Consider the following 23,496-nt stretch of genomic DNA (forward strand, 5'->3'; position numbering starts at 1 on the left):
GCGGATGACGGGATTCGAACCCGCGACCCTCACCTTGGCAAGGTGATGCGCTACCAGCTGCGCTACATCCGCGTTGTCTTGCTGATGGGGGAAACTCTATACCCATGGCTGAGGGGTCCGGTCACCGGGTCCCCCTGTGCCGGGACCGGTGCTTCGGTGTCACAGCTGGCGTACAAGGGGTGACGACGGCTGATTCCCTCCGTATGGTGTCTCCATTCGACCGAATGGGGAGACCTTCGGGGAGGAGGTGCCGGGCCGGATGACCGAGCTGGGCACGGTGCCGCCACCAGCGGCCTCGGAATCCGATGAGCAGGCACTGCTGCAACGGCTCCGCAACGGCGAGGACGCCGCGTTCGGGGAGCTGTTCGAGCGGCACGCCGCCGCGGTCCGCCGGCTCGCGCAGAGCTTGGCGGCCGATCGGTCCGAGGCCGAGGACATCACCGCGGAGACGTTCTTCCGCGTGTTGCAGGCTCTCCGCCGGGGCGCCGGTCCCCGTGACTACGTTCGCGCTTACCTGCTGACCGTCGCCCGCCGGGTGTCGTGGGAGTGGCACGGGGCGCGCCGGGACGTCCCGGTGTCCGACGACGAACTGACTTTCCGCGCCGGGGCGGGGGCCGACACGCACGCCCGCACGGCCGAGCACACGTTGATCACGACGGCGTTCACGAGTTTGCCGGAGCGCTGGCGGACGGTGTTGTGGCAGACCGAGGTCGAGGGTGAGCAGCCCGCGATGGTCGCTCCCCACTTCGGGTTGAGCGCGAACGCGACCGCGGCGCTGGCCCGCCGGGCCCGGCAGGGGCTGCGGGCGGCGTACCTGCAGGCCCACCTTTCGGTGAACCGCGGGCCGGATTCGTGCCGGGCGGTCGTCGAGAAGCTGGGCGGGTTCACCGCGGGCAGCGTCACCGGCGCCGAGGCCGAGCGGATCAAGGCGCACCTGCACGGCTGCCCGTCGTGCCGGGCGACGCAGGACGAGCTGCGTGACGTCTGCTCGTCGCTGCGCGCGCACGCCGGGGTGCTGGTGCTGCTGGTGCCGGCCGCCGCGTCGCTGGGTGGTGGCGGGGTGCTGGCCGGGCTGGGCGCGACGGTCAAGGGCGTCCTGGTCGGTTCGAAGGTGAAGATCGGGCTGGCGCTGGCGTCGACCGCCGCGGTGGGCGCCGTCGGTGTCGCGGCCGGGCCGGTGCTGTTCGGGTCCGGGCCGGTGCGGGACATCGGGTTGCCCGGCGGGGCGCCTGAGCTCGTCGTGGTGCCGCCGTCGGAAACGCACCAGCCGCCTCCGCAGGCGCCGCCGGAGCCGCGGATCGGGATCGGCGTGCTCAACGGCCGGGGCAGCGCGGTCGCGGTGCCGGCCCGGGCGCGGGGCGGGGAGCCGCAGGTCGCCGCGAACGAAGTGCCCGCTCTGCCGTTCGCCGGGGACGTCCCGATCGCGGCCGTGGGCGGCAGCGGCGCGGGTGACCAGCTCGTCCCGCGTGAAGACGTCCCCTCCTCGACTTTCGCCGCGTCCGACCACCCGGGGTCGTCGCCGCGGCTGGATTCGTCGAGGCCTGTCATGACGATGACGACCGAGTCCACCGACGCGCCCGTGCCGGAGGACGCCGAAGCGCCCGAGCTGTCGCCGACCGGCAAGCCGCGCCCGTCGTCGGACGAGCCCACGGACCAGCCGGAGAAGCCGGCGCCGAAGGACGACCAGGCCGGCGACCCGCAGGCCGGCGACCCGGAGACACCGACGGACCCCAACGCGACGGACACCAAGACGACGGAGCCGTCGACGACGGTGACACCGACTTCGGGGAAGCCCTGCCCGAGCAGGGCGTCGTCCGTCACCGGGTCGGGCGAACCGGCGGACCCGGCTCCGGCCCCGCCGTCGGGTTCTTGATCAGCGATGATCGGTTCCGCCGGGCGAGTTGTCCGGTTCCTCCCTCGCGCGGGTGAGCCCGGGCACGGTACCGTTGAGGCGCTCACCCTGCGGGCGCCCCGGGAGGCAACTGAATGAACCGGCTGGTACGCGGCGAAGACGGCCGCGACTGGGTGGTCCGTGCCCAGATGGAATGGCGCGCACCGGCGACGGCCGACGACTTCGAGCACGACGTCGCGGGCAGCTACGGGCCCGGGATCGCGATGATCGTCGTCACCACGCTGCTGGCCGTGATCCTCGTCGTGTGGACGCCCGACCAGGTCAACGTGCCCGCGTGGGTGCTGCTGGCGCTGCTGCTCGTGGTGCTGTTCTTCCCGCTGCGGTGGATCCTGCGGCGCCCGTGGACCGTGGTCGCGGAGACCGAGGGCGACGTCACCGGCGACAGGCCGTCCGAGCGCTGGGTCGGCACCATCCGCGGCATGTTCACCGTGCAGGGCGAGGTAAAGAAGATCTCCAAGACCATCCAGCGGCATTCGCTGCCGGACTTCGACGGGCCACTCCACCCGGTCGAGTAGGACACTGGTGCCATGCCCGAGCTACCCGAGGTCGAAGCACTGGCTCACCACCTGCGCGAGAACGCCGTGGGCCGGCCGATCTTCCGCATCGATGTCGCATCGCTGAGCGTCCTGAAGACGGCGACCCCGCCGTGGACCGAGCTGCACGGCCGCGAGATCACCGGCGCGACCCGGCACGGCAAGCACCTCGACGTCGTGGCCGGTGACCTGCACCTGGTCGTCCACCTGGCCCGCGCGGGCTGGCTGCGCTGGTCCGACGGCCTCGCCGCGGCGCCGCTGAAGCCGGGGAAGGGCCCGATCTCACTGCGGGTGCACCTCGAGTCCGCCACCGGGCCGGGCTTCGACCTCACCGAAGCGGGCACGAAGAAGGGCTTGGCGGTCTGGGTCGTCAAGGACCCGCAGGAGATCGCGAGCGTGGCCCGGCTGGGCCCGGACGCGCTCGCCGTGGACGCCGCCCAGCTGCGTGAGCTGTTCGCGGGGAAGAACACCCGGCTGAAGTGGGCGCTCACCGACCAGTCGCTCATCGCCGGGATCGGCAACGCCTACTCCGACGAGATCATGCACCGCGCGAAGCTCTCGCCGTACGCCACGATCGGCAAGCTCGACGAGGGTGCGCTGGAGACGCTCGCCGAGGCGATCCACGACATCGAGACCGACGCCGTCGAGCGGTCGGTGGGGCAGAAGGCGGCCCGGCTGAAGGGCGAGAAGCGGTCGGGCCTGCGGGTCCACGCGCGGACCGGGCTGCCGTGCCCCGTCTGCGGCGACACGATCCGCGAAATATCCTTCGCCGACAAGTCGTTCCAGTACTGCCCGACCTGCCAGACCGGCGGCAAGCCGCTCGCGGACCGCCGGATGTCGCGGCTGCTGAAGTAGCCGCTTCCGGACGCTCGGTAGGGTCTCTTCAACTCTCGGTCATCGCTGTTGGACAGAAAGTGGGAACAGGCCTTGCACCCGGTCGGTCGAGCGCAGAGCATGGACGCCGTGTCCGGGTTTCCGCTTGCGCAGATCGTCCCGTGGGGTCTCGTGGTGCTGCTCGTCGCCGCGTTGATCGTGCTGCTGGTGCGGCAGCGCAAGCCGGCCAGCGTGGTGGAGGACGCCATGCTGCAGGCCGTGCACCGGATGTCGAAGGCGGCGCCGAACCTGCGCGCCGGCCTGGACGAGGACGCCGCCGACAAGATCACCACGCAGCTGCTGCAGATGCTCGACTGCGTCGCCGTGGGCATCACCGACAGCGAAGGCACGCTGCTGTCCTGGGACGGCGAGGCGAACGAGCACTACGTCGACCTCGTCGACGCGATCGGCAACGCGATCCGCAAGCACCGCCGCGAGGTCGTCGCGCACGACCGGATGCCGTGCAACCACCGCGGTACCTGCCGGATGAAGACCGCGGTCATCGTGCCGCTGCTGGTGGAGGGCGAGACCGAGGCGGCGCTGATCGTCGTCGGCCGCACCCGCGGGCGGCTGGTGCAGATGGCCGACGCCGTCGCCCAGTTCGTCTGCACCCAGTTCGAGCTGTCCCGGCTGGACGAGTCGAAGCAGCAGCTCCAGCAGGCCGAGATCAAGGCGCTGCGCGCGCAGATCTCGCCGCACTTCGTCTACAACGCGCTCAACACGATCTCCGCGCTGATCCGCACGGATCCCGAAGAGGCCCGAGAGCTGCTTCAGGACTTCGCCGACTTCACGCGCTACTCGTTCCGGACGTCGGGCATGTTCACCTCGCTCGCCGAGGAGCTGCGCAACATCGACCGCTACCTGACCATCGAGAACGCCCGCTTCGGCGGCCGGCTCGAGGTGCGGATGAAGATCGCGCCCGAGGTGCTCAGCGTCGTCGTGCCGTTCCTGATCATCCAGCCGCTGGTGGAGAACGCGGTCAAGCACGGCCTCGCGAGCAAGCCCAGCGGCGGCTGCGTCACGGTGATCGCGCAGGACTACGGCACCGAGGCGCTGATCAGCGTCGAGGACGACGGCATCGGCATGGACCCGCGGCGGCTGAAGGACGTCAAGAACGCGCACAGCACCGGCGCGCACGTCGGGCTCGGCAACATCAGCCAGCGCATGCAGCAGGTCTTCGGCAGCGACTACGCGGTGATGGTCGAGACCGCGCCCGGGGCCGGCATGAAGGTGACGCTGCGGGTGCCGAAGTTCGTCCCGGGCGTCCGGCCGAACATGCCGGACTACAGCTCCGAGACCGACTCCGGCGACGCCGACGTCCCGGCCCAGGGCGGTCCGACGCAGCTGAACGGCGCCGAGGTGAACGGCGTCAACGGCACGCGCTCCGGCATCCTCCCCATGGGCTGAATCCGCTGTGACATCCGGGGCTTCGCCCCGGGGCCGGGGGCTTCGCCCCGGGGCCGGGGGCTTCGCCACCCGGACCCCCGAAAAACCTGTGACATCCGGGGCTTCGCCCCGGGGCCGGGGGCTTCGCCACCCGGACCCCCGAAAAATCCGGCTAGCCTGGCTTCATGAGCGTTACGGACAAACTGGCTTCGCGGATCCCGGTGCTGGCCGACCGCGTCGAGCGCAAGGACGTCGTGGCCGTGGTGAAGCTGCACGGCGTGATCACGCCGTCGCCGTCCCCGCTGGCCCGGGGCGCGATCAACCTCGCCGCCGTGGAAACGGCGCTGACCAGGGCGTTCGGGCACGATCGGCTCAAGGCGGTCGCGTTGCTGGTGAATTCGCCGGGTGGCGCGCCGACGCAGTCGGGGCTGGTCGCCGAGCGGATCCGGCAGCTGGCCGACGAGAAGGGCGTGCCCGTCCTGGCGTTCTGCGAGGACGTCGCCGCGTCGGGCGGGTACTGGCTGGCCTGCGCCGCCGACGAGATCTACGCGCACCGGACGTCGATGGTCGGCTCGATCGGCGTGATCAGCGGCGGCTTCGGGTTCACCGGCCTCCTGGAGCGCTTCGGCATCGAGCGCCGGCTGCACACGGCGGGCGCGAACAAGTCGCGGCTGGACCCGTTCTCGCCGGAGAAGCCCGAAGACGTCGAGTGGCTGAAGAAGATGCACACCCAGCTCCACGAGCTGTTCGTGAACTGGGTGAAGGAGCGCCGCGGCGAGCGGCTGACCGACGCGGAGGACCTGTTCACCGGCGACGTCTGGCTCGGCGCGAAGGCGCTCGAGCTGGGCCTGATCGACGGCCTCGGCAGCCTCCGGCAGATCATCACCGAGCGCTACCCGGACGCGGAGATCTCGGTGGCCGAGCCGAAGAAGCCGCTGCTCGCGCGCCTCGGCCTCGGTGCACCGGCGGCGGCCTCGGCGGTGCTGGACGCGGTGACGCAGAAGGCGGCTTGGTCGCGCTTCGGCCTCTGACGCCGATGTCCGGTTCGAGTACTTCCGGGCAGACTTTGTGACCTGGATCACTCTTCCTGTGTAACGCCTCTGGAACCGGGGGTGGAGTGTCAGGTTTCCTCGTCAACGGGCTCTGTTGTGAACGGCAACAAATCCGGACGACAAGGAGGTCGTACCCGATGCCCCACCTCCGGTTCACCATCGGCGCGGTGCTCGGCGCCGCACTGATCGCCATCCCGCTGACCATCCCCGCCGCCGCGTCGATCCCGCCGCCCGAGTCGGGCTGGACGACGGTGTTCGCCGACGACTTCACCGGCGGCGCCGGCTCGCTCCCCTCGAGCGCCAACTGGATCGTCGACACCGGCCACAGCTACCCCGGCGGCCCCAGCAACTGGGGGACCGGCGAGATCCAGAACTACACGGCGAGCAGCAGCAACCTGTCCCAAGACGGCAGCGGCAACCTGCGCATCACGCCGTTGCGCGACGGCGCGGGCAACTGGACGTCGGCCCGGATCGAGACCCAGCGCGCCGACTTCAAGCCCCCGGCGGGCGGCGTCATGCGGATCGAAAGCCGGATCCAGATGCCGGACGTCACCGGGGCGGCCGCGCTCGGCTACTGGCCGGCGTTCTGGGCCCTCGGCGGCCCCTACCGCGGCAACTGGTGGAACTGGCCCGCCATCGGCGAGTTCGACATCATGGAGAACGTCAACGGGATCAACTCCGTCTGGGGCGTCCTGCACTGCGGCGTCAACCCGGGCGGTCCGTGCAACGAGACCACCGGCCTGCCGAACAACCGGGCGTGCCCCGGGAGCAGCTGCCAGTCGGCCTTCCACACCTACCGCTTCGAATGGGACGCGAGCAGCAGCCCGCAGGTCCTCCGCTGGTTCGTCGACGGGCAGCAGTTCCACTCGGTGAGCCAGAACCAGCTCGACGCGACGACCTGGGCGAACATGACCACCCACCAGGGCTACTTCGTGCTGCTGAACCTCGCGATCGGCGGCGCGTTCCCCAACAACAACTCCGGCACGACCACGCCGGGGCCGGGGATCGTGCCGGGGCACCCGATGGTCGTCGACTACGTCACGGTGACCACCCGCGGCGGTGGTGGCGGCACGACGACCCCGCCCACCACGACCACGCCGCCGACCGGTGGCGGCAGCGCCTACCGGACCATCCAGGCGGAGTCGTACAGCCAGCAGTCCGGTCTGATCACCGAGACCACCACGGACACCGGCGGCGGCCAGAACGTCGCCGCGGTGGCCAACGGCGACTGGGCGCTGTACCCGAACGTCGACTTCGGCGGCAGCGCGGCGACGAACTTCCAGGCGCGCGTGGCGTCCGGGGCCGCCGGCGGGGTCAGCGGGCTGGTCGAGGTGCGGCTGGACAGCCGGTCCAACGCGCCCATCGGCAGCTTCGCGGTCGGGAACACCGGTGGCTGGCAGAGCTGGCGGACCGTCCCGGCGAACATCGGCGGGGTGACCGGCGTCCACAACGTGTACGTCACCTTCACCAGCGGCCAGCCGGCCGACTTCGTGAACCTCAACTGGTTCACGTTCGTGCATTGAGAGCAGGGGCCCGCGGCTCCGGCCGCGGGTCTCCTCACTTAAGGCGGACGGGGGCTGGACATTGCACTCGGCAATGGGCAGGATGCGTTTCACTGTGAGTGCTCACGATGACACCCGGAAGCTCGTGGTCCTGGCTGTGGACGACGAGCCGAACGGTCTTGACGAACTCGTCCACTGCCTGCGCAACAGCCCGCACGTGGCGAAGGTGTTCCCGGCGATCGACGCCTCCGAGGCGCTGCGGTTGCTGTCCACCGACGACCCGCGGTTGCGCGAGCGCAAGGACCGTGGCCTGCCGATCGTCGACGCCGTCTTCGCGGACATCGACATGCCCGGGCTGTCGGGGATGGAGATGTCGCGCGTGTTCGCCGCGCTGCGGCCCTCGCCCGCGCTGGTGTTCGTCACCGGGCACGCCGAAGAAGCCGTCAACGCCTTCGACCTCGGCGCCCTCGACTACGTGCTCAAGCCGTACCAGCAGGATCGCCTCGATCGCGCCATCTCGCGCGTGCTGGACAAGCTGGCCGCCGCCGCGGCGCCCCCGCCCGGCGCGCTGGGCGGCGAGCCGGTCAAGAACGACGACGAGGTCATCCCGGTCGAGCTCGCCGGCACCACCAAGCTCATCCCGCGCTCCTCGGTTCGCTGGGTCGAGGCACAGGGCGACTACGCGCGGCTGTTCACCACCGAAGGCAGCCACCTGGTCCGCATCCCGCTGGCCCAGCTCGAAGAGCGCTGGGAGAAGGCCGGCTTCGTCCGCATCCACCGGTCGTTCCTGGTCGCCCTGCCGCTGATCACCGAGCTGCGCATGGGTCAGGGCGGCTACCAGGTCGTCATCGGCAACGAGGAGAAGGTGCTGCCGGTGAGCCGGCGGCACACCCGCGCGCTGAAGGACCGGCTGGTCGGTTCGGGCCGGAACGGCTGAGCCGGGGCCGGCCATGACGGACGACTTCTACGAGCGCCGCTCGAACGGCGTCCGCGAACCGGATCCGACCCTCGGCAGGCGCGGCCCCCGGCACCGGCCGCTGCCGCAGCCGGCGGAGCGGGCCGTCGTCGAGTCCCTGCCGCCGGCGCCGGAGAACGAGCCGCAGCCGAAGCCGGAACACCACGCGAAACCCAAGCGGGAGCGCGTGATCCTCGCCGACCCGCGCCGCGGCGCCGGCACCCTGCGCGCCCGGGTCGAGCTGGAGGAGCAGACCAGCTGGGGCAAGCTGCTCGTCCGCGACCACCTGGTGAAGGTGCAGCTGCGGACCGCGTTGCTGCTCGCCCTGCTCGTCGTCGGCGTCTTCGGCTCGCTGCCCGTGCTGTTCTACCTGGTGCCCGGGTTCTCCCAGGCCAGCCTGCTCGGCATTCCGGTGGCCTGGCTGATTCTCGGCGTGCTGCCGTTCCCATTCCTGTTCGGCGTCGGGATCTGGTACAACCGGCTCGCCGAACGCCACGAACGCGCGTTCGTGGACATGATCGAAAACTAGTTTCGCACCAAGTCGTGCGAGGATTCCTCCCGTGCAGTTGAACCCGTGGGCCTTGACCGGCATCGTGCTGGTCGCCGTGGTGACGCCCTACCTCGGTCACCGCTCCTCGCGGTCGGCGACGAGCACGCACGACTTCCTGGTGGCGCGGCGCACCGTGCGGTCCCGCCGCAACGCCGCCGCGATCTCCGGCGAATACCTGTCCGCGGCCTCGTTCCTCGGCATCGCCGGAATCGTGCTCAAGGACGGCGCCGACGCGCTGTGGTTCCCGATCGGGTTCACCGCCGGATACCTCGCGCTGATGCTGTTCGTGGCCGCGCCGCTGCGCCGGTCCGGGGCCTACACGCTGCCCGACTTCGTCGAAATGCGGCTCGGCTCGCAGGGCCTGCGCCGGTTCTCCACGGCGTTCGTCGTGTTCATCGGGATCCTGTACATGGCCCCGCAGCTGCAGGGCGCCGGCCTGACCCTGGCGACGGTCGTGCCGGTGCCCGCGTGGGCGGGCGCCATCGTGGTCATGGTCCTCGTGGCGTTCAACGTCATCTCCGGCGGGATGCGCGCGATCACCGTGGTCCAGGCGTTCCAGTACTGGCTCAAGCTGTTCGCGATCGCGGTGCCCGCGTTCGTGCTGTGCATGGTCTTCTTCACCGGCGGCGGCCCGGACGGGTTCCGGCCGCTCGGTTCGCCCGCGCCGCCGGTGTTCGTCAGCGACACCACGGTGGACGTGCAAACCGACGTCACGCTGCACGTCACCTCGGACACCTACCTCTACGCCTACGGCCGCACCGACAACGGCCCGGCGGCCGGGCCGACGCACTGGACCCCGCTGGCGCCGCACACGGTTTCCGAAGGCACCAAGCTGAAGTTCGTGGCCGGCACGCCGGTCCCGGTGGTCAGCGACGCGAGCGCGGACAACTCGGACTGGCTGCACCCGGCTTCGGGCAGCCTCACCGACCTGCTCCAGACGTACTCGCTGATGTTCGCGACGTTCCTCGGCACGATGGGCCTGCCGCACGTGCTGGTGCGCTTCTACACCAACCCCGACGGCAAGGCCGCGCGCCGCACCACCGTGCACGTGCTGCTGCTGCTGGGGCTGTTCTACCTGTTCCCGACGCTGCTGGGCGCGCTGTCGCGGATGTACGTCCCCGAGCTGCTGGTGACCGGCAAGACGGACGCCGCGATCCTGCAGCTGCCCTCGGCGATCCTGCCCGGCGTCGGCGGCCAGCTCCTCGGCGCGGTCACCGCCGCCGGCGCGTTCGCCGCGTTCCTGTCCAGCACGTCCGGGCTGCTGGTGAGCGTGGCCGGGGTGGTGTCGACCGACTTGCTGCCGGGCCGGGTGCGGGACTTCCGCGTGGCGGCCGGGCTGGTCGCGCTGTTCCCGATCGGGCTGGCGCTCGCGCTGCGGCCGGAGGACATCTCGCTGTCGATCGGGCTGACGTTCGCGCTCGCCGCGTCGACCTTCAGCCCGCTGCTGGTGCTGGGCATCTGGTGGCGCAAGCTGTCCTGGCCGGGCGCGCTGGCCGGGATGTTCGTCGGCGGCGGCCTGGTGCTGACCGCGCTGGTGGTCAACGTCGTGAGCGGCTACACCGGCGGCTGGGCGCCCTGGTTCGTCAACCAGCCCGCGCTGATCACCGTCCCGGCCGCCTTCGTGACGACGTACCTGGTCAGCCGTGTGACCGGCTACGGCCGTCCGGAGCACGTCCACGACATCATGCTGCGGCTGCACGCGCCGGACCCGCTCGGCTTCATGCGGGACAGGGCGGTCGCGCGGTTCGGGCAGGCCGAGGAAAAGACCCGCGTCACCAGCCGCGGCCGGCACCGCAAGTGATCCGCTGACCTCACGCGCGGGCAACGCCTCCGCATGGCAGCATGGACACCGTGGTGAGCCCTGCTGAACTGCCGACCGCCGAGGTCCGCGACCTGCCCAAGGACGGCCTCGTGCTGCTCGACGTCCGCGAAGACGACGAGTGGGCCGCCGGGCACGCGCCCGGCGCGGTGCACATCCCGATGGGGGAGCTGCCCGCTCGCGTCGGCGAGCTGGCCGAGCTGCCCGAAGACCAGCCGATCCACGTGATCTGCCGCAGCGGCGGCCGGTCCGCGCGCGCGGCCGCGTGGCTCAACCAGAGCGGCTGGGACGCGGTGAACGTGGCCGGCGGCATGGGCGCGTGGCAGCGCGAAGGCCGGCCGATGGTCGGCGAGCACCCCGGCATCGAACCCGAAGTGATCTAGCCTTGCACCCGGGGCAGCCTCCCGCCGGGCAGCCGTACCCGCCCGGGTACTGGCCGCGCCAGGCGCCGCCGCCGACGGCCCAGCAGCTGCACGGCCGGACGCTGGCCGCCCAGCCGGAGCCGTACCCCTACCACCGCCGTCCGCTGCACCGGCCGAAGCTGCGCTGGGTGGCCACCCCACCGCCCGGCGCGTGGCCGCGCCGCCGCGTCGTGGCGCCCGAGCCGTACCTCGGGCCGCCGTCGTACCCGGTACCGCCGCGCTGGGGGTTCCCGAACCTGGTCTGGCGCCGCCCGACGTCGGTGCCCGGCACGGCGTCCGACGAGGTCCGCCCGATCGACCGGGTGCCGGTGCTCAGCCGCAGCGTGGTCGTCGTCCTCTTCGCGTTCGCGGCGCTCGCCGTGGCCGCGGCGAGCGCGGAGATCTGGCGGTACGTGCTGCTCGTCCAGGGCCGCGAATCCGCGCTGTCCCGCTCGGTGGTGGCGTTCTCCGACGCCTTCGTGCTCACCGCGGGCCTGCTCGCCTCGATCCTCGCGCTGCTGCCCGCCGGGCTTTCGCTCTGGTGGCTGCTGGTCGCGCGCCAGGCGGCGGCGGACGTCTCGGGCGACGACCCGCCCCGGCCGGTGTGGCAGGTGCTGGTCGGCGTCCTCGTGCCAGTGGCGAACCTGCCGCTGGCGCTGTCGGTCGTCGGCGAACTCGAGCACGCGGTGCTGGGCCGCGCGCGTGACGTCCGGCCGAAGCCGTCGCGCCGGGTGCTCGGGTGGTGGGGCGCCTGGCTGCTCAACTGGGTGCTGCTGGGGGTGTCGATCTGCTGGCGCTTCCGCGACGACGTGCAGTCGATGGCCGACAGCGTCGTCCTGGTCGCGGTGACCGACCTGTCCGCGGCCGCGCTGGCGGTGATGACGGCCCTGGTGGTGCGGCGGTTCACCGCGCTGCTGGCGCCGTCGGACGCCCTTGCCGTGCGCGAAATGCGCGTGCTGAAGGTTCAGGGTGCGCCTGAGCCGGAGCTGCGGGCTTCGCGGCCGGCCGGCGCCGCGCGCTAGTAGCGACCGAAAACCGGTTCGAGCTGGTCGAAGGCCTGTTCCGCGATCGGCCAGAGCTCCTCGGCGACCGTTTTTTCGTTCTCGAGGGTCCGGTCGAAGGCCTCCTGGAAGAGCACGCGCAGGACCGTCGCCAGGTGTGCGGCGGCGAGCGTGGGGTTGAGGTCTTCTTCGGGGTGGCGGCGGATGAGGAGGTCGGCGAGCGCCGTCTCGCGCTCGCGGTGCATCTCGTGCAGCGCGTTCGTCAGGACCGGGCTTTCCTTGATCATCCGCACGAAGCCGGGGCCGGAGAAGCCGACCAGCGCGTGTTCGGCGCCCAGCGCTTCGAAGTAGAGCTCGCGCGTGTCGTGGAAGACGCTGTCGCGGATCAGGGCGGCGGGCCAGGAGGTGAAGTCCTCCCGGATGTCGAAGACGAGGTCTTCCTTGCGTGGGAAGTGGTTCGTCACGGTCATCTTGGCGACCCGCGCCTCGGCGGCGATGTCCGCGATCGTCACGTCCTCGAAGCCGTTGCGGATGAACAGCCGCGTGGCCACGTCGGAGATGGTCTTCCGGGTCTCGTGCTTCTTCCGGTCGCGGAGTCCCTCGCTCATGGCGTCACTCTACTGGGTCGGACCCAAGATTGTGCTTGACCTACTGAGTGGGTCGGACCTAATCTGAGGTTCGACCTAATCAACGGGGGGGTGAACATGACGACGGCAGTCCGGCCGGATGCGGCGCTGTGGCGGCTCGGCGGTGTGCTGATCATGGGTGCGGTGCTGTCGATCCTCGACGCGACGATCGTGACCGTCGGGATCGGCTCGATCGCCCGTGACCTGGACAGCCCGCTGACCACGGTGCAGTGGGTGGCGAGCGCGTACCTGCTCGCGGCCTCGGCGGCCATCCCGCTGTCGGGCTGGCTGACCGACCGGTTCGGCGGCCGCGCGGTCTGGCTGGCGGCGGTGGCGATCTTCACCGCGGGCACGCTGCTGTGCGGCTTCGCCTGGTCCGCGCCGGCGTTGATCGCGTTCCGGGTGCTGCACGGGCTGGGCGGCGGGCTGATGCAGCCGGTCGGGCAGGCGGTGTTCGCGCAGGCGGCGGGTCCGGCGCTGGGCCGGATGATCGGCGTGATCACCCTGCCGGCGGCGGTGGCCCCGGTGCTGGGCCCGATGCTCGGCGGTGCGCTGGTGGCGGGCTTGGGGTGGCGCTGGATGTTCTTCGGCATCGTCCCGCTGGGCGTGGCGACGTTCCTCTGCGCGCGGCGGCTCCTCCCAGCCCCGGCGCCGGGCGGCGAGCCTGCCGCGTTGGACGTCCGGGGGCTCGTGCTGCTCTCGCCCGGGCTCGGCGCGTTCGTCTACGGGCTGGCCGAGGGCGTGGTCGTCGCCTGGGTGGCCGGGGCCGTGCTCCTGCTGGCGTACGGCGTCCACGCTTCCCGGGTGGCGTCGCCGGTGCTCGAGCTGGCGTTGTTCCGGAACAAGGGGTTCGCGGTCGCGAGCGCGAGCACGTTCCTGCTGGGAGCGTCGCTGTACAGCTCGATGCTGCTGCTTCCGCTGTACTACGAGCAGGTCGAGCGCGCGAGCGCGTTGCGGGCCGGGCTGTTGCTGGCGCCCCAGGCCCTCGGCTCGGCGGCGGTCATGCTGGCGAGCGGCCGGCTCCTGGCCCGCTTCGGGCCGCGGCGCACGATGCTGGCCGGGATCGCGCTTTCCCTGCTGGGCACGATCGCGTTCACCCGGCTCGGCTCGGCACCCGGCGGTGCCCTGCTGACGCTGTCCCTCCTGATCCGCGGCGCCGGCCTGGGCGCGGCAACGGCCCCCGGCATGACCACGCTGTACGGCTCGCTGGAGCGGTCCCGCATCCCCCGGGCGGCGAGCGCGTTCAACGTGGTCAACCGGATCGGCGGCTCGCTGGGCACCGCCCTGCTGGCCGCGATCCTCCACAGTGAACTCTCGGCCGCCCCGGCCCCGGCGGCCTTCGGCACCACGTTCACGTGGGCACTGGCGCTCTCGGCGCTGACCTTGATCCCCGCACTTTTCTTCCCTACGAGGAGCACACGGTGACTTTCCGCCTCTTGAGCGTCCACGCCCACCCGGACGACGAGTCCAGCAAGGGCGCGGCCACCCTGGCCCGCTACGCGGCCGAAGGCGTCGACGTCCTGGTAGCCACCTGCACGGGCGGCGAACGCGGCGACGTCCTGAACCCGGCCCTCGACACGCCCGAGACGTGGGCGGACCTCCCGGCGATCCGCCGTCGCGAGATGGCCGCGGCTGCCGAGATCCTGGGCGTCCGCCAGCGTTTCCTCGGCCTGGTCGACTCCGGCCTCCCCGCCGAGGGCGAGCCCTTGCCCGAAGGCAGCTTCGCGGCCCTGCCGCTCTCCGAAGCGGCGGCCCCGCTGGTGGCGCTGATCCGCGAGTTCCGCCCGCACGTGGTGATCACGTACGACGAAACGGGTGGCTACCCCCACCCGGACCACATCCGCACCCACGAGGTGACGGTCGAGGCCTTCACCGCCGCCGCCGACCCCGCCCGCTATCCCGGCACGGGCGAGCCGTGGCAACCACAAAAGCTGTACTACCAGGCAACTCTGAGCCGCGCCTGGTTCGAGGCACTACACGAGGCCACCCTGGCCGCCGGCCTCGAATCCTCAATGGCCGAAGTCCTGACCGAACTCCCACCCGACAAACTCCCGCCAACAACCAAAATCCGCTGCGACGCCCACTTCGCCACCCGCGACCGAGCCCTCCTGGCCCACGCCACCCAGGTAGACCCGGCCCACCCGTTTTTCGCCCACTCACGCGAAATCGAGCGCCAAGTCTGGCCCCACGAGGACTACCACCTAGCCCACCCCACCCCAGGCCCCAGCATCGAAGAAGACCTCTTCACCGGAGTAACCCCATGATGCCTCCCCAATCACGCGAGTCGCCCCTCCAATCACGCGAGTTGGCTCCCCAATCACGCGAGTTGGCTCCCCAATCACGCGAGTTGCCTGCCCAGTCACGCGAGTCCCGTCCGGAATCACGCGAGAACCGGGCCAAGAGACCCCGTCACGCGGTGACCCGAAGCTCCTTCAACCCGCGGATCACGAACTCCGGCCGCCGCGGCGGAGTTCCGGCCAGTTGCAACCCCGGCAGCCTCTCCACCAGCGCGCTCAGCGCGGCGGCGATCTCCACCCGAGCGAGAGGAGCACCCACGCAGTAGTGGATCCCCATGCCGAACCCGAGGTGGGCGTTCGGCGTCCGGCCGATGTCCAGGCGGTCCGGCTCGTCGAACACCTTCGGGTCGCGGGCCGCGGCACCCAGGAGCGCGCCGATCTTCTCGCCGCGCGAAACGACATGTCCGCAGATCGACACGTCCTCCGTCGCGGTCCGCTCGAACAGCTGCAGGGGCGCGTCGAACCGGATCAGCTCCTCGACACACGAATCCAGAAGGGCAGGTGAGGCCAGCAGGCGCTCCCATTGGTCCCGGTGCGTGAGCAGGGCCGCGATGCCGTTGCCGAGCACGTTGACCGTCGCCTCGTGGCCGGCCATCAGCAGCAACACCGCGGTGGCCACCAGCTCGTCCGGCGTCAGCTCGCTGCGGAGGAGGTCGCTGATGATGTCGTCGCCCGGTGCGTCCGCGCAGGCCTCGGCGACCGAGCGGATGTACTCGACGAACTCGGCCGCGGCCTGCTCGGCGGCGTCGCGTCCTTCCTCCGGCAGGTCGTACTCGTACATCTTGACGATGGCGTTGGACAGCTGGACCATCCGCGGTCCGTCGGTGCCGGGGACGCCGAGCAGCTCGGCGATCACCGCGACCGGCAGCGGCTGGGCGAGGTGCTCGAGGAGGTCGGCACTGCCGTCGGCGGCGATCGCGGCCGCCAGGTCGTCGACCATGCGGGCGGCGAGCGTCGCGACCATCGGACGCAGGCGTTGCACGTGGCCGCGGCCGAAGGCACCCGCGATCAGGCGACGCAGGCGGGTGTGCGCGGGCGGCTCGTTCTCCAGGAGCGAATTGCGGTGCAGCAGGTTGAACGACGCGAACCGCTCGAGCGGCTGGGCGTCCTGCCAAATCCGGCCGAGGCCGCGGTGGCGCAGCACGGCCGAGGACGCGGCGTGCGACACCGCGATGGCGAGGCCGAGCCCTTCGTGGAAATGCACGTCGCCGCGCGAGCGAAGTGCGGCGAACGCCGGGTACGGGTCTTCGAGGAATGCGGGATCGCGGGGGTCGAACACGTCGCGAGACTAACCCTTCGATAGCGTCTGAAGCCGAGCCAGAGGAGGCAGCAGTGGGCAAGGGCGCGCGCAAGAAGGGTCCCAAGCAGGCGGCGGACCGCAAGCCGAAGGTGCGCGACGTCTTCGTCGGTCAGCCGTTCGAAGGTCTGGCGGCGGAGCCCGAGCTGATCGCGCTGCGCGAGTTCGTGCCGTCCGCGACGGCCCAGCTCACCCTCGCCGACGGCGGTGACGTCACCCTCGGGACCGTGCTGCCCATGGCGGCGGCCGCGTTCGTCCGCTCGGACGGCCGGCGCTACCTCGGGCTGCAGGTGCAGACCCGCTCGTCCGACATCAGCCGGGACCTCGGCCGGTCGCTGAAGTGGCTGCTGGACGCCAAGGAGGGCGACGTCCTCGGCGTGCCGGACACCACCACCCCGCCCTCCGCCGACGAGCACGCGCGGCTCCAGGACCTGCTGACGCCGGGTGCCGAACTCGACGTCACGCTGCACCAGGACTTCGGCTGGTGGCTGCCGGAGGACGCGGACGCCACCGGTGACGTCGCCGTGTCCCTCGAGCGCGCGAACGCCGCGATCATGCCCACCGAACGGCTCGGCTCGGGTGCCTACTGGGTCCTCGCCGGCGAGAAGGCGCACCTGCGCTGGGTCCGGCCGGAGCCGGAGAACCTGCTGCTCCAGGCCCTCGCCCGGCTGTCCGCGGCCGGTGAGCTCGGCCTCGGTGAGGGCTCGCGTTACGCGGGTTCGTTCCGGGCGCACGGCTTGCTCGTCCCGGTCTGGGACCTCGACCCCGAGGCCCACGCCCGCGAGTGGGCCGAAGCGAAGGACGCCCTCGGCGTCCGGCTCGAGACGGCGTTGAAGTCGCTCGACGACGAGCCGCTGAACGCGACCGAGCGCCGGGCGCGGGACGGCCTCATCGGCCGGCAGCTGACCCTGCGCTGACCCTGTCGGCGGGTGCCGGACCGTCGGTACGAACCGGCGGTCGGTCACCCGCTCGATGAGCGTTCAACCAGGCATTATGTGTCGCACGAGACACCGCCGCCGGATCGCGGTGGTGGGACCATTCTCGGCGTGATACTTCACATCTGTGGGGCGGCCGAGTGGGCCGAAGTGGGTGAAGGCGGCGAGTACCGGCCGTCTTCGCTGGGGGAAGCCGGGTTCATCCACTGTTCCGACTTCGGCACGGCCACGCTGCCGGCCAACATCCGCTACCGGGGTCGCACCGACCTGGTACTCCTCGAGATCGACCCGGCGAAGGTCGGGTCCCCGGTCCGCTGGGAAGACGGCGCTCCGCCGCACCCGGAGGGGATCTGGTTCCCGCACGTCTACGGCCCGATCCCGCACGCGGCGGTCGTCGGCGTGCACGAATTCCGTGAGTCCGAAGGCGGCGGTTTCCGGCTGCCCGACTCGCTCGCCCACCGCTGACGTGGGCAGACAATCACCCGGCCGAGCGATCACGAACTCGGCCGGGAACGCAGGCAACCTGAGGGGGCTGTGATGCGTGTTGGGGAGGAAAGCGACTCGGCTTCCGGCTACCCGACCCCGATGGGAGGCGATACGGTGACCGCTGCGGCACCCGTCTTTACCGGGGGAGATGCTGCGCCGACCGGTGACGATCCGACCGGCAGCCACGGCGTAACGGGTGCCGGTGAGTGGATCGACTCCGGGCCGTGTCCGCCTGCTTTCGGCCGGATCGTCACCCCGGTGACCAGCGCAGGCCGAGGGAGGGCCGCGACGTTGCCTGGCGAATTCGTCGACTTCGGCGACTTCGTGCAGGCCACCTTGCCCGGCCTGCTGCGCTACGGCCACGCGCTCACCGGTAACCCGCACGACGCGGCGGATCTGGTGCAGACCGTGCTGGAAAAGATCGGTTCGCGGTGGACCTACGTCCACGAAAAGACGGGCGACCCGCTGGCCTACGTCCGCCGGTCGATGGCGAACGCGCACGTGAGCCGCTGGCGCCGGACGCGTCGCGAGAACCTTGTCGCGGACCTGCCGGACACCAGCCCGCACGTGCCGGCGGACCCGTTCGAGCACGAGCCGCTGTGGCGTGCGTTACGAACACTGCCGCCGAGACAACGGGCCGTGATGGTGCTGCGTTACTACGAAGGTCTCTCGGAAGCGGAGATCGCCGGGGTCCTCGGAATCACGCAGGGCACCGTAAAAAGCCAGGCCAGCAAGGCGATCGCGTCGCTGCGGATGAAGCTGAAGTCGGTCGACGGCGAAGGCGAAGGGAGTGGTGCGGGTTGAACATCTCCGAGGACGAACTGGAGCAGCGCCTGCGCGCGCTGTTCGCCGACGAGCGGCTGGACTTGCCTCCGCCGCCCGACGCCGGCGCGGTCATCGTCACCGGTGCGCGGCGCCGTCGCCGGCGCCGCCACACCGTGCAGGCCGTGGCCGGGGTGGCGGCCGCCGTGGTCGCCGTCGCCGGTGGGCTGACCATGATCCGGCTCCACACCGAGGATGGGACCGCGGCGATATCCGTCCCCGGCACCGGAGTCGGCTCCAAGCCGGCCGAGAACCTCACGCAGGGCCGGCCGCCGGAGCCGTCGACGCCCGGCCCGACCGGAACGCAGAGCATCCAGGCTTCCGCACCGCCGGGAGCGTCGACGCCCTCGTCGCCGACACGGCGGCCGACGTCCGCCCCGGCGCCATCCACCCTCGCCGAAGTGACCACTGGACCGCTGCTCGCGGCGGACGGCTTCGGCAAGCTGAAACTCGGCATGTCCGAGGCCGACGTGGCCGCTCAGACAGTGACGCTCAGCGACGCCCAGGCCGGCGCGGGCTGCACCGTCTACAAAGCACAGGGCAGCGGGGTTCCCGCGTCCGCGAGCGTCGTCATTTCGAAGGCGGCCGGGCTCGTCGTCGTCACGCCGGACGTGGCCGCGCACACCGCCGAGGGCATCGGCGCCGGGTCCACGAAGGACCAGATCCTCGCCGTCTACCCCGCGGCCAAGGAAGAAACGGGTGGCGTGGTCGCCCCGGCCGGAACTGCCGCCGAATACCGCTTCCGGCTCGACCGGACCGGCGTCGTGCAGACGAGCTTGACGAGCGTCACCCAGGACTGCGCCGGCTGAGGGCCGGCGACATGCAGAAACCCGGGCTGTCCACAGGGGGAGAGCCCGGGTTTCGTGCTTCGCGCCGCGGTGCTGAACCGGCACCCCGCCCTCGACGGAGGGCTAACGCAGCGTCAGAGCTTGCCGCCGGCCACCGGCGGCATCTGCGAGTCGGCGCCGTCGTCGCCGACGGACTCGCGGGCCAGGTGGTTCTCGACCTCGAACAGGTTGCCGTTCGCGCGCTTGACGACGTTCAGCAGCGTGCTCATCTGCGAGATCTCTTCGACCTGCTCCTTGAGGAACCACTGCGTGAACTGCTCGCTGATGTAGTCCTCTTCGGCGCGCGCCGCCTTGACCATCGCGGAGATGTCGGCGGCGACCTCCTTCTCCTGCGCGAGGGCGAGCTCGATCAGCTCGGTGACGCCGGAGAAGTCGTTGTGCACCTCGCCGGTGCCGGGGATCTCGACGTGGTGATCGCGGTCGAGCATGTACTGCACGAGCGCCATCGCGTGGTTGCGCTCCTCGACGGACTGCTTGTAGAAGTGCTTCGCCAGCTGGGGCAGGTCCTCGGCGTCGAACCACACCGCGAGCGCGATGTACTGCTGGGACGCGTTGAACTCGTTGTGGATCTGCGCCTGCAGCAGTTCGTAGAACTTCGAGCGCGGCTCTTTTTTCTTGGTGAGGGCCATGGTGACCACGATACGGCAGAATTCGATTTCCGACTACATCCGCCTGGTGATCTTCCCCCTATTAGGGTTACCATTCCTAAAGAAGACTCACCTAATTTAAGTAAGCCTTCCCTAAAGGCATGCGCACTTTAGGGAAGGCTGCCATTACAGCGGATCGCGGCGGACCGGACAGGACATGCACCGCGGCCCGCCCCGGCCGGAGCCCAGCTCGGAGCCCGCGATCGGCAGCACCTCGATGCCCGCCGCTTCCAGCCGCTCGTTCGTCTCGGCGTTCCGCTCGTAGCCGACGACCACGCCGGGCGCCAGGGCGAGGGTGTTGTTGCCGTCGTCCCACTGCTCGCGTTCGGCCGTCACGGGGTCGAGGCCGGTGTCGATCACGCGCAGCCGGTCGATTTCCATCGCCTCGGCCGCGGCCACCAGGAACGGCGCCGGGCCGGCCACCTTCACCCCGCCGTCGCCGGTCGGGCGCAGCGTGAACGCCGTCAGCGAGTCGCGGGCGAGCGGGTACATCACCACCGCGTCGGCGTCGACCATCGTGCACACCGTGTCCAGGTGCATGGTCGCGCGGGACTGCTCGATCGGCACCGCCAGCACGGTGTGCGCGATGCCGTCGGCGAACACCGACCGGGCGAGCGACTCCGCGCCGGCCGCCGTCGTCCGCTCGCCGACGCCGATGGCGAGCACGCCCGGCGCCAGCAGCATCACGTCGCCGCCTTCGATCGGCGCCGAATGGGCGCCGTACGCGCGGGCCGCGTGGCGGAACTGCGGGTGGTAGGCGTAGATGAGGTCGAGCACCGCGGTTTCGCGGCGGCGCGCGGGCATGATCAGGGACGAAATCGCCACCCGGTCGCCGATCCACACCGACGAATCGCGCGTGAACAGCAGGTTCGGCAGCGGGTCGACGGCGAAGTCGTGCGGGTGGTTCATCATCCGCACCAGCGACGCGCCCTCCGCCGACGGCAGCTCCTCGAACGTCATGCCGGCCATCAGCACCTCGGCGAGGCCGGCCGCGTCGACGCTCGAGAGGTGCGAGCGCAGCGAGTCGGCCAGGTCGCCGCCGAGCCGCCGGTCGTCGACCGCGGCATGCACGCCCGCCGCGTGCGCCCGGTCGTCGTCCAAGGCCGTCCGGAGCGCGTCGGCCAGCAGCAGGACCTCGACGCCGCGGTTGCGCAGCACCTCGGCGAACGCGTCGTGCTCGTCCTGGGCCCGGTCGACCCACGGGATCGAGTCGAACAGGAGCTGGTCGTTGTTGCGGGGCGTCAGCCTTTTGAGCTCGTTGCCGGGCCGGTGCAGCAGCACCGCGCGCAGGGGTCCGACTTCGCTGTCCACCCGGGGAGGTGCCGTTTCGTCGATCACCCCCCTGATCCTAGTCAGGGCAACCAGGAAACGTGCCCCTTGAGCAGCGAATACCCGACGAACGAAACGAAGTCGAACAGCGTGTGCGCGGCGACCAGCGGCCACAGCCGGTTGGTCTTCTGCCACAGCCGTCCGAACACCAGGCCCATGATGAAGTTCCCGACGAACCCGCCGAACCCCTGGTACAGGTGGTACGACCCGCGCAGCACCGCGGCGCCGAACACGGCGTTGTTCTCCCGGACGCCGAGCTGCCGCAGCCGCGTGAGCAGGTACCCGATGACCAGGACTTCTTCGGCGAAGGCGTTGCCGAACGCGGAGAGCGTCAGCGTGATCGGCCGCCACCACGTGTCGCCCAAAGTGGACGGTTGCACCGCCAGGCTGAACCCGAGGTGGTAGGAGACGAAGTAGAGCACGAGGCCGGGGATCCCGATCAGCGCGGCCAGCCCGAGCGTCAGCAGCGTGTCGTAGCCCGCCGACCGGCGGTCCAGGCCCAGCCGGTTGACCTTGATGCCCGCGCGCCACAGCAGGTACAGCCCGAGCGCGCCCCAGCCGACCAGCTGCGCCGCCGACAGCAGCTGCTTGAGCAGGTCGATCAGGCTCGCCGCGGCCTGCGGCACGTTCAGCTGGGTCTGCTGCTGGGCCAGTGGCACCGGCTGCAGCAGCGAGTCCACAAGGGACAGCAGGCTGCGCACCCCGGACAGGCCGAGCGTGATGCCGAAGACGATCAGCAGCTCGAGCTTGATCGCCCGGCGCTCGGCCGGGTCCTCGACCGTGGCGGGGAACTCGGGGCGATCCGGCGCCAGCCACGATCGCGCGGTGAACGTCATGGACGCACGCTACCTTCGGGGTATGCCCAGGAGCATCGCCACCAACGAAACCGTCGACCGCGCCGCGCTGGTCGAATTCCTGTCGACCCGCCACCGCGCCATCCTGCTGACCACGAAGGCCGACGGCGGCCCGCAGCTCTCGCCGGTCACCTGCGGCGTGGACGCCGAGGGCAGGCTGGTCATCTCGACCTATCCGAAGCGCGCGAAGGTGGTGAACGTCAAGCGCGACCCGAAGGTCTCCGCCTGCATCCTGTCCGACGAGTGGAACGACCAGTGGGTGCAGGTGAACGGCGTCGCCGAGGTGCTGGACGTCCCGGATTCGGTCGAGCCGCTCGTGGACTACTTCCGCAGCATTTCGGGCGAACACCCGGACTGGGACGAATACCGCGAGGCCATGGTCAAGCAGGACAAGAGCATCATCCGCGTCACCATCGAGAGCTGGGGGCCGATCGCGAAGGGCGGCTTCCCCGCCGAACTAGCCTGACCGCCCGCGCAGGAACGGGCAGCCGACCAGCCGGCGCAGTTCGGACGCGAGCTGCGCCGGGCTGTCGACGGACTTCGAAAACGCCAGCCGCACGTCGTGGTCGCCCGTGTCGGACTCGACGCGCAGCCGCAGCCCGAACCGGTCGAGCCCGAGCGGGCGGATCCGGCCGCCGCGCAACGCCGCCGGCAGGTGCTTCGCCAGCTGCTCGACGACGTCGGAGTGGTCGCTCTCCAGGTGCCGCAGCCACCCGGCCTCGTAGTCGTGGAACGGGTCGGGTGGCGCGGCGCTGAACATGTGCGGGCGCAGCGAGTGCGTGCCTTCGGCGTCGGCGAGCACGAGCGACGCCGGCGTGAGCCGCAGCAGCGTGACGCCGTGGCCGACGTCGAGGAGCCGTTCGTCCGGCCGCGTCTCGGCGATCGCCACCGCCCGCGCGCGGGCCGAAACCGGGGAGAGCGGCCGCAGCCAGCCGGTGATCCACAGCAGCCCGCGGATGGGTTCCCGCAGGTCGACCGGGGCCTGGTCGGCGACCTCGACCATCACGGCCAGCTCCCCGCGCTGGGTCTGCTTCGCCGCGCGGACCATCGGGTGGTCGTCGGGCAGCAGCACGCTGACGCTGCCGCTGTGGTGCACGTGGTGCAGGACGGGGACGACGCGCTCGCCGTTCAGGTCCGCGCGGTCGCAGGTGGGCAGCAACGACGCGGGGCCGTTGCGGGTCGCGATCGTCTTGGCGCGCTCGGCGGGATTCGGTGCCGGCGGGCGGCGGACGGATGTGGGGGCCTCGGTCACGGCTCACCTCCTACTTAGGCGAGCCTAACCTGAATTCGATGGTCTGGATAGTCGTGACGGTCACCTCCCTTCCGCTGATCGGAGCATTTGGTAACGCCGGTGCCCACTTCGTCGAAAAG

General features: G+C 71.0%; 24 protein-coding genes and 1 tRNA gene. 18 read left to right on the forward strand and 7 right to left on the reverse strand.

From position 1 onward, the window contains the following. Positions 1 to 72 (reverse strand) — tRNA-Gly (locus C2L58_RS32935). A 187-nt stretch (positions 73 to 259) separates the two neighbouring features. Here C2L58_RS32935 and C2L58_RS32940 point away from each other — a divergent pair. The 11 genes from C2L58_RS32940 (at position 260) to C2L58_RS32990 (ending at position 12,005) form a co-directional block, all read left to right on the forward strand. Continuing rightward, a complete protein-coding gene (locus C2L58_RS32940) occupies positions 260 to 1,873 on the forward strand; it encodes a sigma-70 family RNA polymerase sigma factor (RefSeq protein ID WP_103341565.1) in 1,614 nt (537 codons plus the stop codon). Positions 1,874 to 1,986: 113 nt separating this feature from the next. Further along, entirely contained in the window at positions 1,987 to 2,427 is a 441-nt protein-coding gene (locus tag C2L58_RS32945; protein ID WP_013222080.1) for a hypothetical protein, read from the forward strand. A 12-nt stretch (positions 2,428 to 2,439) separates the two neighbouring features. Then, on the forward strand, positions 2,440 to 3,300 hold the full coding sequence (locus C2L58_RS32950; protein ID WP_103341566.1) for an Fpg/Nei family DNA glycosylase: 861 nt from the start codon (positions 2,440 to 2,442) through the stop codon (positions 3,298 to 3,300). Between the two features lie 99 nt (positions 3,301 to 3,399). After that, a complete protein-coding gene (locus tag C2L58_RS32955) occupies positions 3,400 to 4,725 on the forward strand; it encodes a histidine kinase (protein ID WP_103341567.1) in 1,326 nt (441 codons plus the stop codon). A 164-nt stretch (positions 4,726 to 4,889) separates the two neighbouring features. Further along, a complete protein-coding gene (locus tag C2L58_RS32960) occupies positions 4,890 to 5,735 on the forward strand; it encodes a S49 family peptidase (protein ID WP_103341568.1) in 846 nt (281 codons plus the stop codon). Between the two features lie 158 nt (positions 5,736 to 5,893). Then, positions 5,894 to 7,279, forward strand: coding sequence for a carbohydrate-binding protein (locus tag C2L58_RS32965; RefSeq protein WP_103341569.1), 1,386 nt, complete (start codon positions 5,894 to 5,896; stop codon positions 7,277 to 7,279). 82 nt (positions 7,280 to 7,361) lie between these two features. Further along, a complete protein-coding gene (locus C2L58_RS32970; protein WP_043792552.1) occupies positions 7,362 to 8,195 on the forward strand; it encodes a LytR/AlgR family response regulator transcription factor in 834 nt (277 codons plus the stop codon). A 13-nt stretch (positions 8,196 to 8,208) separates the two neighbouring features. Further along, positions 8,209 to 8,742 carry a hypothetical protein gene (locus C2L58_RS32975; protein WP_103341570.1) on the forward strand — a complete coding sequence of 178 codons (534 nt, stop codon included), beginning with the start codon at positions 8,209 to 8,211 and terminating at the stop codon, positions 8,740 to 8,742. Between the two features lie 31 nt (positions 8,743 to 8,773). Beyond that, positions 8,774 to 10,564, forward strand: coding sequence for a sodium/solute symporter (locus tag C2L58_RS32980; RefSeq protein WP_103341571.1), 1,791 nt, complete (start codon positions 8,774 to 8,776; stop codon positions 10,562 to 10,564). Between the two features lie 41 nt (positions 10,565 to 10,605). Next, a complete protein-coding gene (locus C2L58_RS32985) occupies positions 10,606 to 10,965 on the forward strand; it encodes a rhodanese-like domain-containing protein (RefSeq protein WP_103341572.1) in 360 nt (119 codons plus the stop codon). 2 nt (positions 10,966 to 10,967) lie between these two features. Next, positions 10,968 to 12,005: a DUF4328 domain-containing protein gene (locus tag C2L58_RS32990; RefSeq protein WP_103341573.1), complete on the forward strand. Its 1,038-nt coding sequence runs from the start codon at positions 10,968 to 10,970 to the stop codon at positions 12,003 to 12,005. Here C2L58_RS32990 and C2L58_RS32995 read toward each other — a convergent pair. Continuing rightward, positions 12,002 to 12,592: a TetR/AcrR family transcriptional regulator gene (locus C2L58_RS32995; protein WP_103341574.1), complete on the reverse strand. Its 591-nt coding sequence runs from the start codon at positions 12,590 to 12,592 to the stop codon at positions 12,002 to 12,004. The two genes, C2L58_RS32990 and C2L58_RS32995, sit on opposite strands and share 4 nt — an antisense overlap. Before the next feature lie 96 nt (positions 12,593 to 12,688). On the opposite strand from C2L58_RS32995, the gene C2L58_RS33000 reads away from it, so the two are divergent. After that, positions 12,689 to 14,035 carry a DHA2 family efflux MFS transporter permease subunit gene (locus C2L58_RS33000; protein ID WP_233226072.1) on the forward strand — a complete coding sequence of 449 codons (1,347 nt, stop codon included), beginning with the start codon at positions 12,689 to 12,691 and terminating at the stop codon, positions 14,033 to 14,035. Next, the gene (gene mca / locus C2L58_RS33005; RefSeq protein ID WP_103341576.1) at positions 14,032 to 14,874 is read left to right on the forward strand and encodes a mycothiol conjugate amidase Mca; all 843 of its coding nucleotides are present in this window, start codon (positions 14,032 to 14,034) and stop codon (positions 14,872 to 14,874) included. The genes C2L58_RS33000 and mca overlap by 4 nt, the downstream gene beginning before the upstream one ends. Positions 14,875 to 15,019: 145 nt before the next feature. Here mca and C2L58_RS33010 read toward each other — a convergent pair whose 3' ends face one another. Further along, a complete protein-coding gene (locus tag C2L58_RS33010) occupies positions 15,020 to 16,186 on the reverse strand; it encodes a cytochrome P450 (RefSeq protein ID WP_103341577.1) in 1,167 nt (388 codons plus the stop codon). A gap of 53 nt (positions 16,187 to 16,239) precedes the next feature. On the opposite strand from C2L58_RS33010, the gene C2L58_RS33015 reads away from it, so the two are divergent. The 4 genes from C2L58_RS33015 (at position 16,240) to C2L58_RS33030 (ending at position 19,256) form a co-directional block, all read left to right on the forward strand. Beyond that, positions 16,240 to 17,121 (forward strand): DUF5926 family protein, encoded by an 882-nt coding sequence (locus C2L58_RS33015; protein WP_103341578.1) that lies wholly within the window; start codon positions 16,240 to 16,242, stop codon positions 17,119 to 17,121. 129 nt (positions 17,122 to 17,250) lie between these two features. After that, on the forward strand, positions 17,251 to 17,604 hold the full coding sequence (locus C2L58_RS33020) for a DUF952 domain-containing protein (RefSeq protein WP_199191569.1): 354 nt from the start codon (positions 17,251 to 17,253) through the stop codon (positions 17,602 to 17,604). A gap of 312 nt (positions 17,605 to 17,916) precedes the next feature. Next, entirely contained in the window at positions 17,917 to 18,429 is a 513-nt protein-coding gene (locus C2L58_RS33025; RefSeq protein ID WP_013222096.1) for a SigE family RNA polymerase sigma factor, read from the forward strand. Then, entirely contained in the window at positions 18,426 to 19,256 is an 831-nt protein-coding gene (locus tag C2L58_RS33030; protein WP_103341579.1) for a hypothetical protein, read from the forward strand. The genes C2L58_RS33025 and C2L58_RS33030 overlap by 4 nt, the downstream gene beginning before the upstream one ends. 113 nt (positions 19,257 to 19,369) lie before the next feature. On the opposite strand, the gene C2L58_RS33035 is transcribed toward C2L58_RS33030, so the two are convergent. The 3 genes from C2L58_RS33035 to C2L58_RS33045 form a co-directional block, all read right to left on the reverse strand. Next, positions 19,370 to 19,924 carry a ferritin gene (locus C2L58_RS33035; protein WP_199191570.1) on the reverse strand — a complete coding sequence of 185 codons (555 nt, stop codon included), beginning with the start codon at positions 19,922 to 19,924 and terminating at the stop codon, positions 19,370 to 19,372. Positions 19,925 to 20,068: 144 nt separating this feature from the next. Continuing rightward, positions 20,069 to 21,253 carry an arginine deiminase gene (locus C2L58_RS33040; protein ID WP_199191593.1) on the reverse strand — a complete coding sequence of 395 codons (1,185 nt, stop codon included), beginning with the start codon at positions 21,251 to 21,253 and terminating at the stop codon, positions 20,069 to 20,071. 41 nt (positions 21,254 to 21,294) lie between these two features. Next, entirely contained in the window at positions 21,295 to 22,107 is an 813-nt protein-coding gene (locus C2L58_RS33045; protein ID WP_103341582.1) for a CPBP family intramembrane glutamic endopeptidase, read from the reverse strand. A 22-nt stretch (positions 22,108 to 22,129) separates the two neighbouring features. On the opposite strand from C2L58_RS33045, the gene C2L58_RS33050 reads away from it, so the two are divergent. Continuing rightward, positions 22,130 to 22,591, forward strand: coding sequence for a PPOX class F420-dependent oxidoreductase (locus C2L58_RS33050; RefSeq protein WP_103341583.1), 462 nt, complete (start codon positions 22,130 to 22,132; stop codon positions 22,589 to 22,591). Here the strand turns inward: C2L58_RS33050 and C2L58_RS33055 are convergent. Beyond that, the gene (locus C2L58_RS33055; RefSeq protein ID WP_103341584.1) at positions 22,583 to 23,377 is read right to left on the reverse strand and encodes a DUF2470 domain-containing protein; all 795 of its coding nucleotides are present in this window, start codon (positions 23,375 to 23,377) and stop codon (positions 22,583 to 22,585) included. The genes C2L58_RS33050 and C2L58_RS33055 overlap by 9 nt on opposite strands. Positions 23,378 to 23,496 lie beyond the last annotated feature (119 nt).

This window comes from Amycolatopsis sp. CA-126428 (assembly GCF_002904335.1).
Classification (GTDB): Bacteria; Actinomycetota; Actinomycetes; order Mycobacteriales; family Pseudonocardiaceae; genus Amycolatopsis.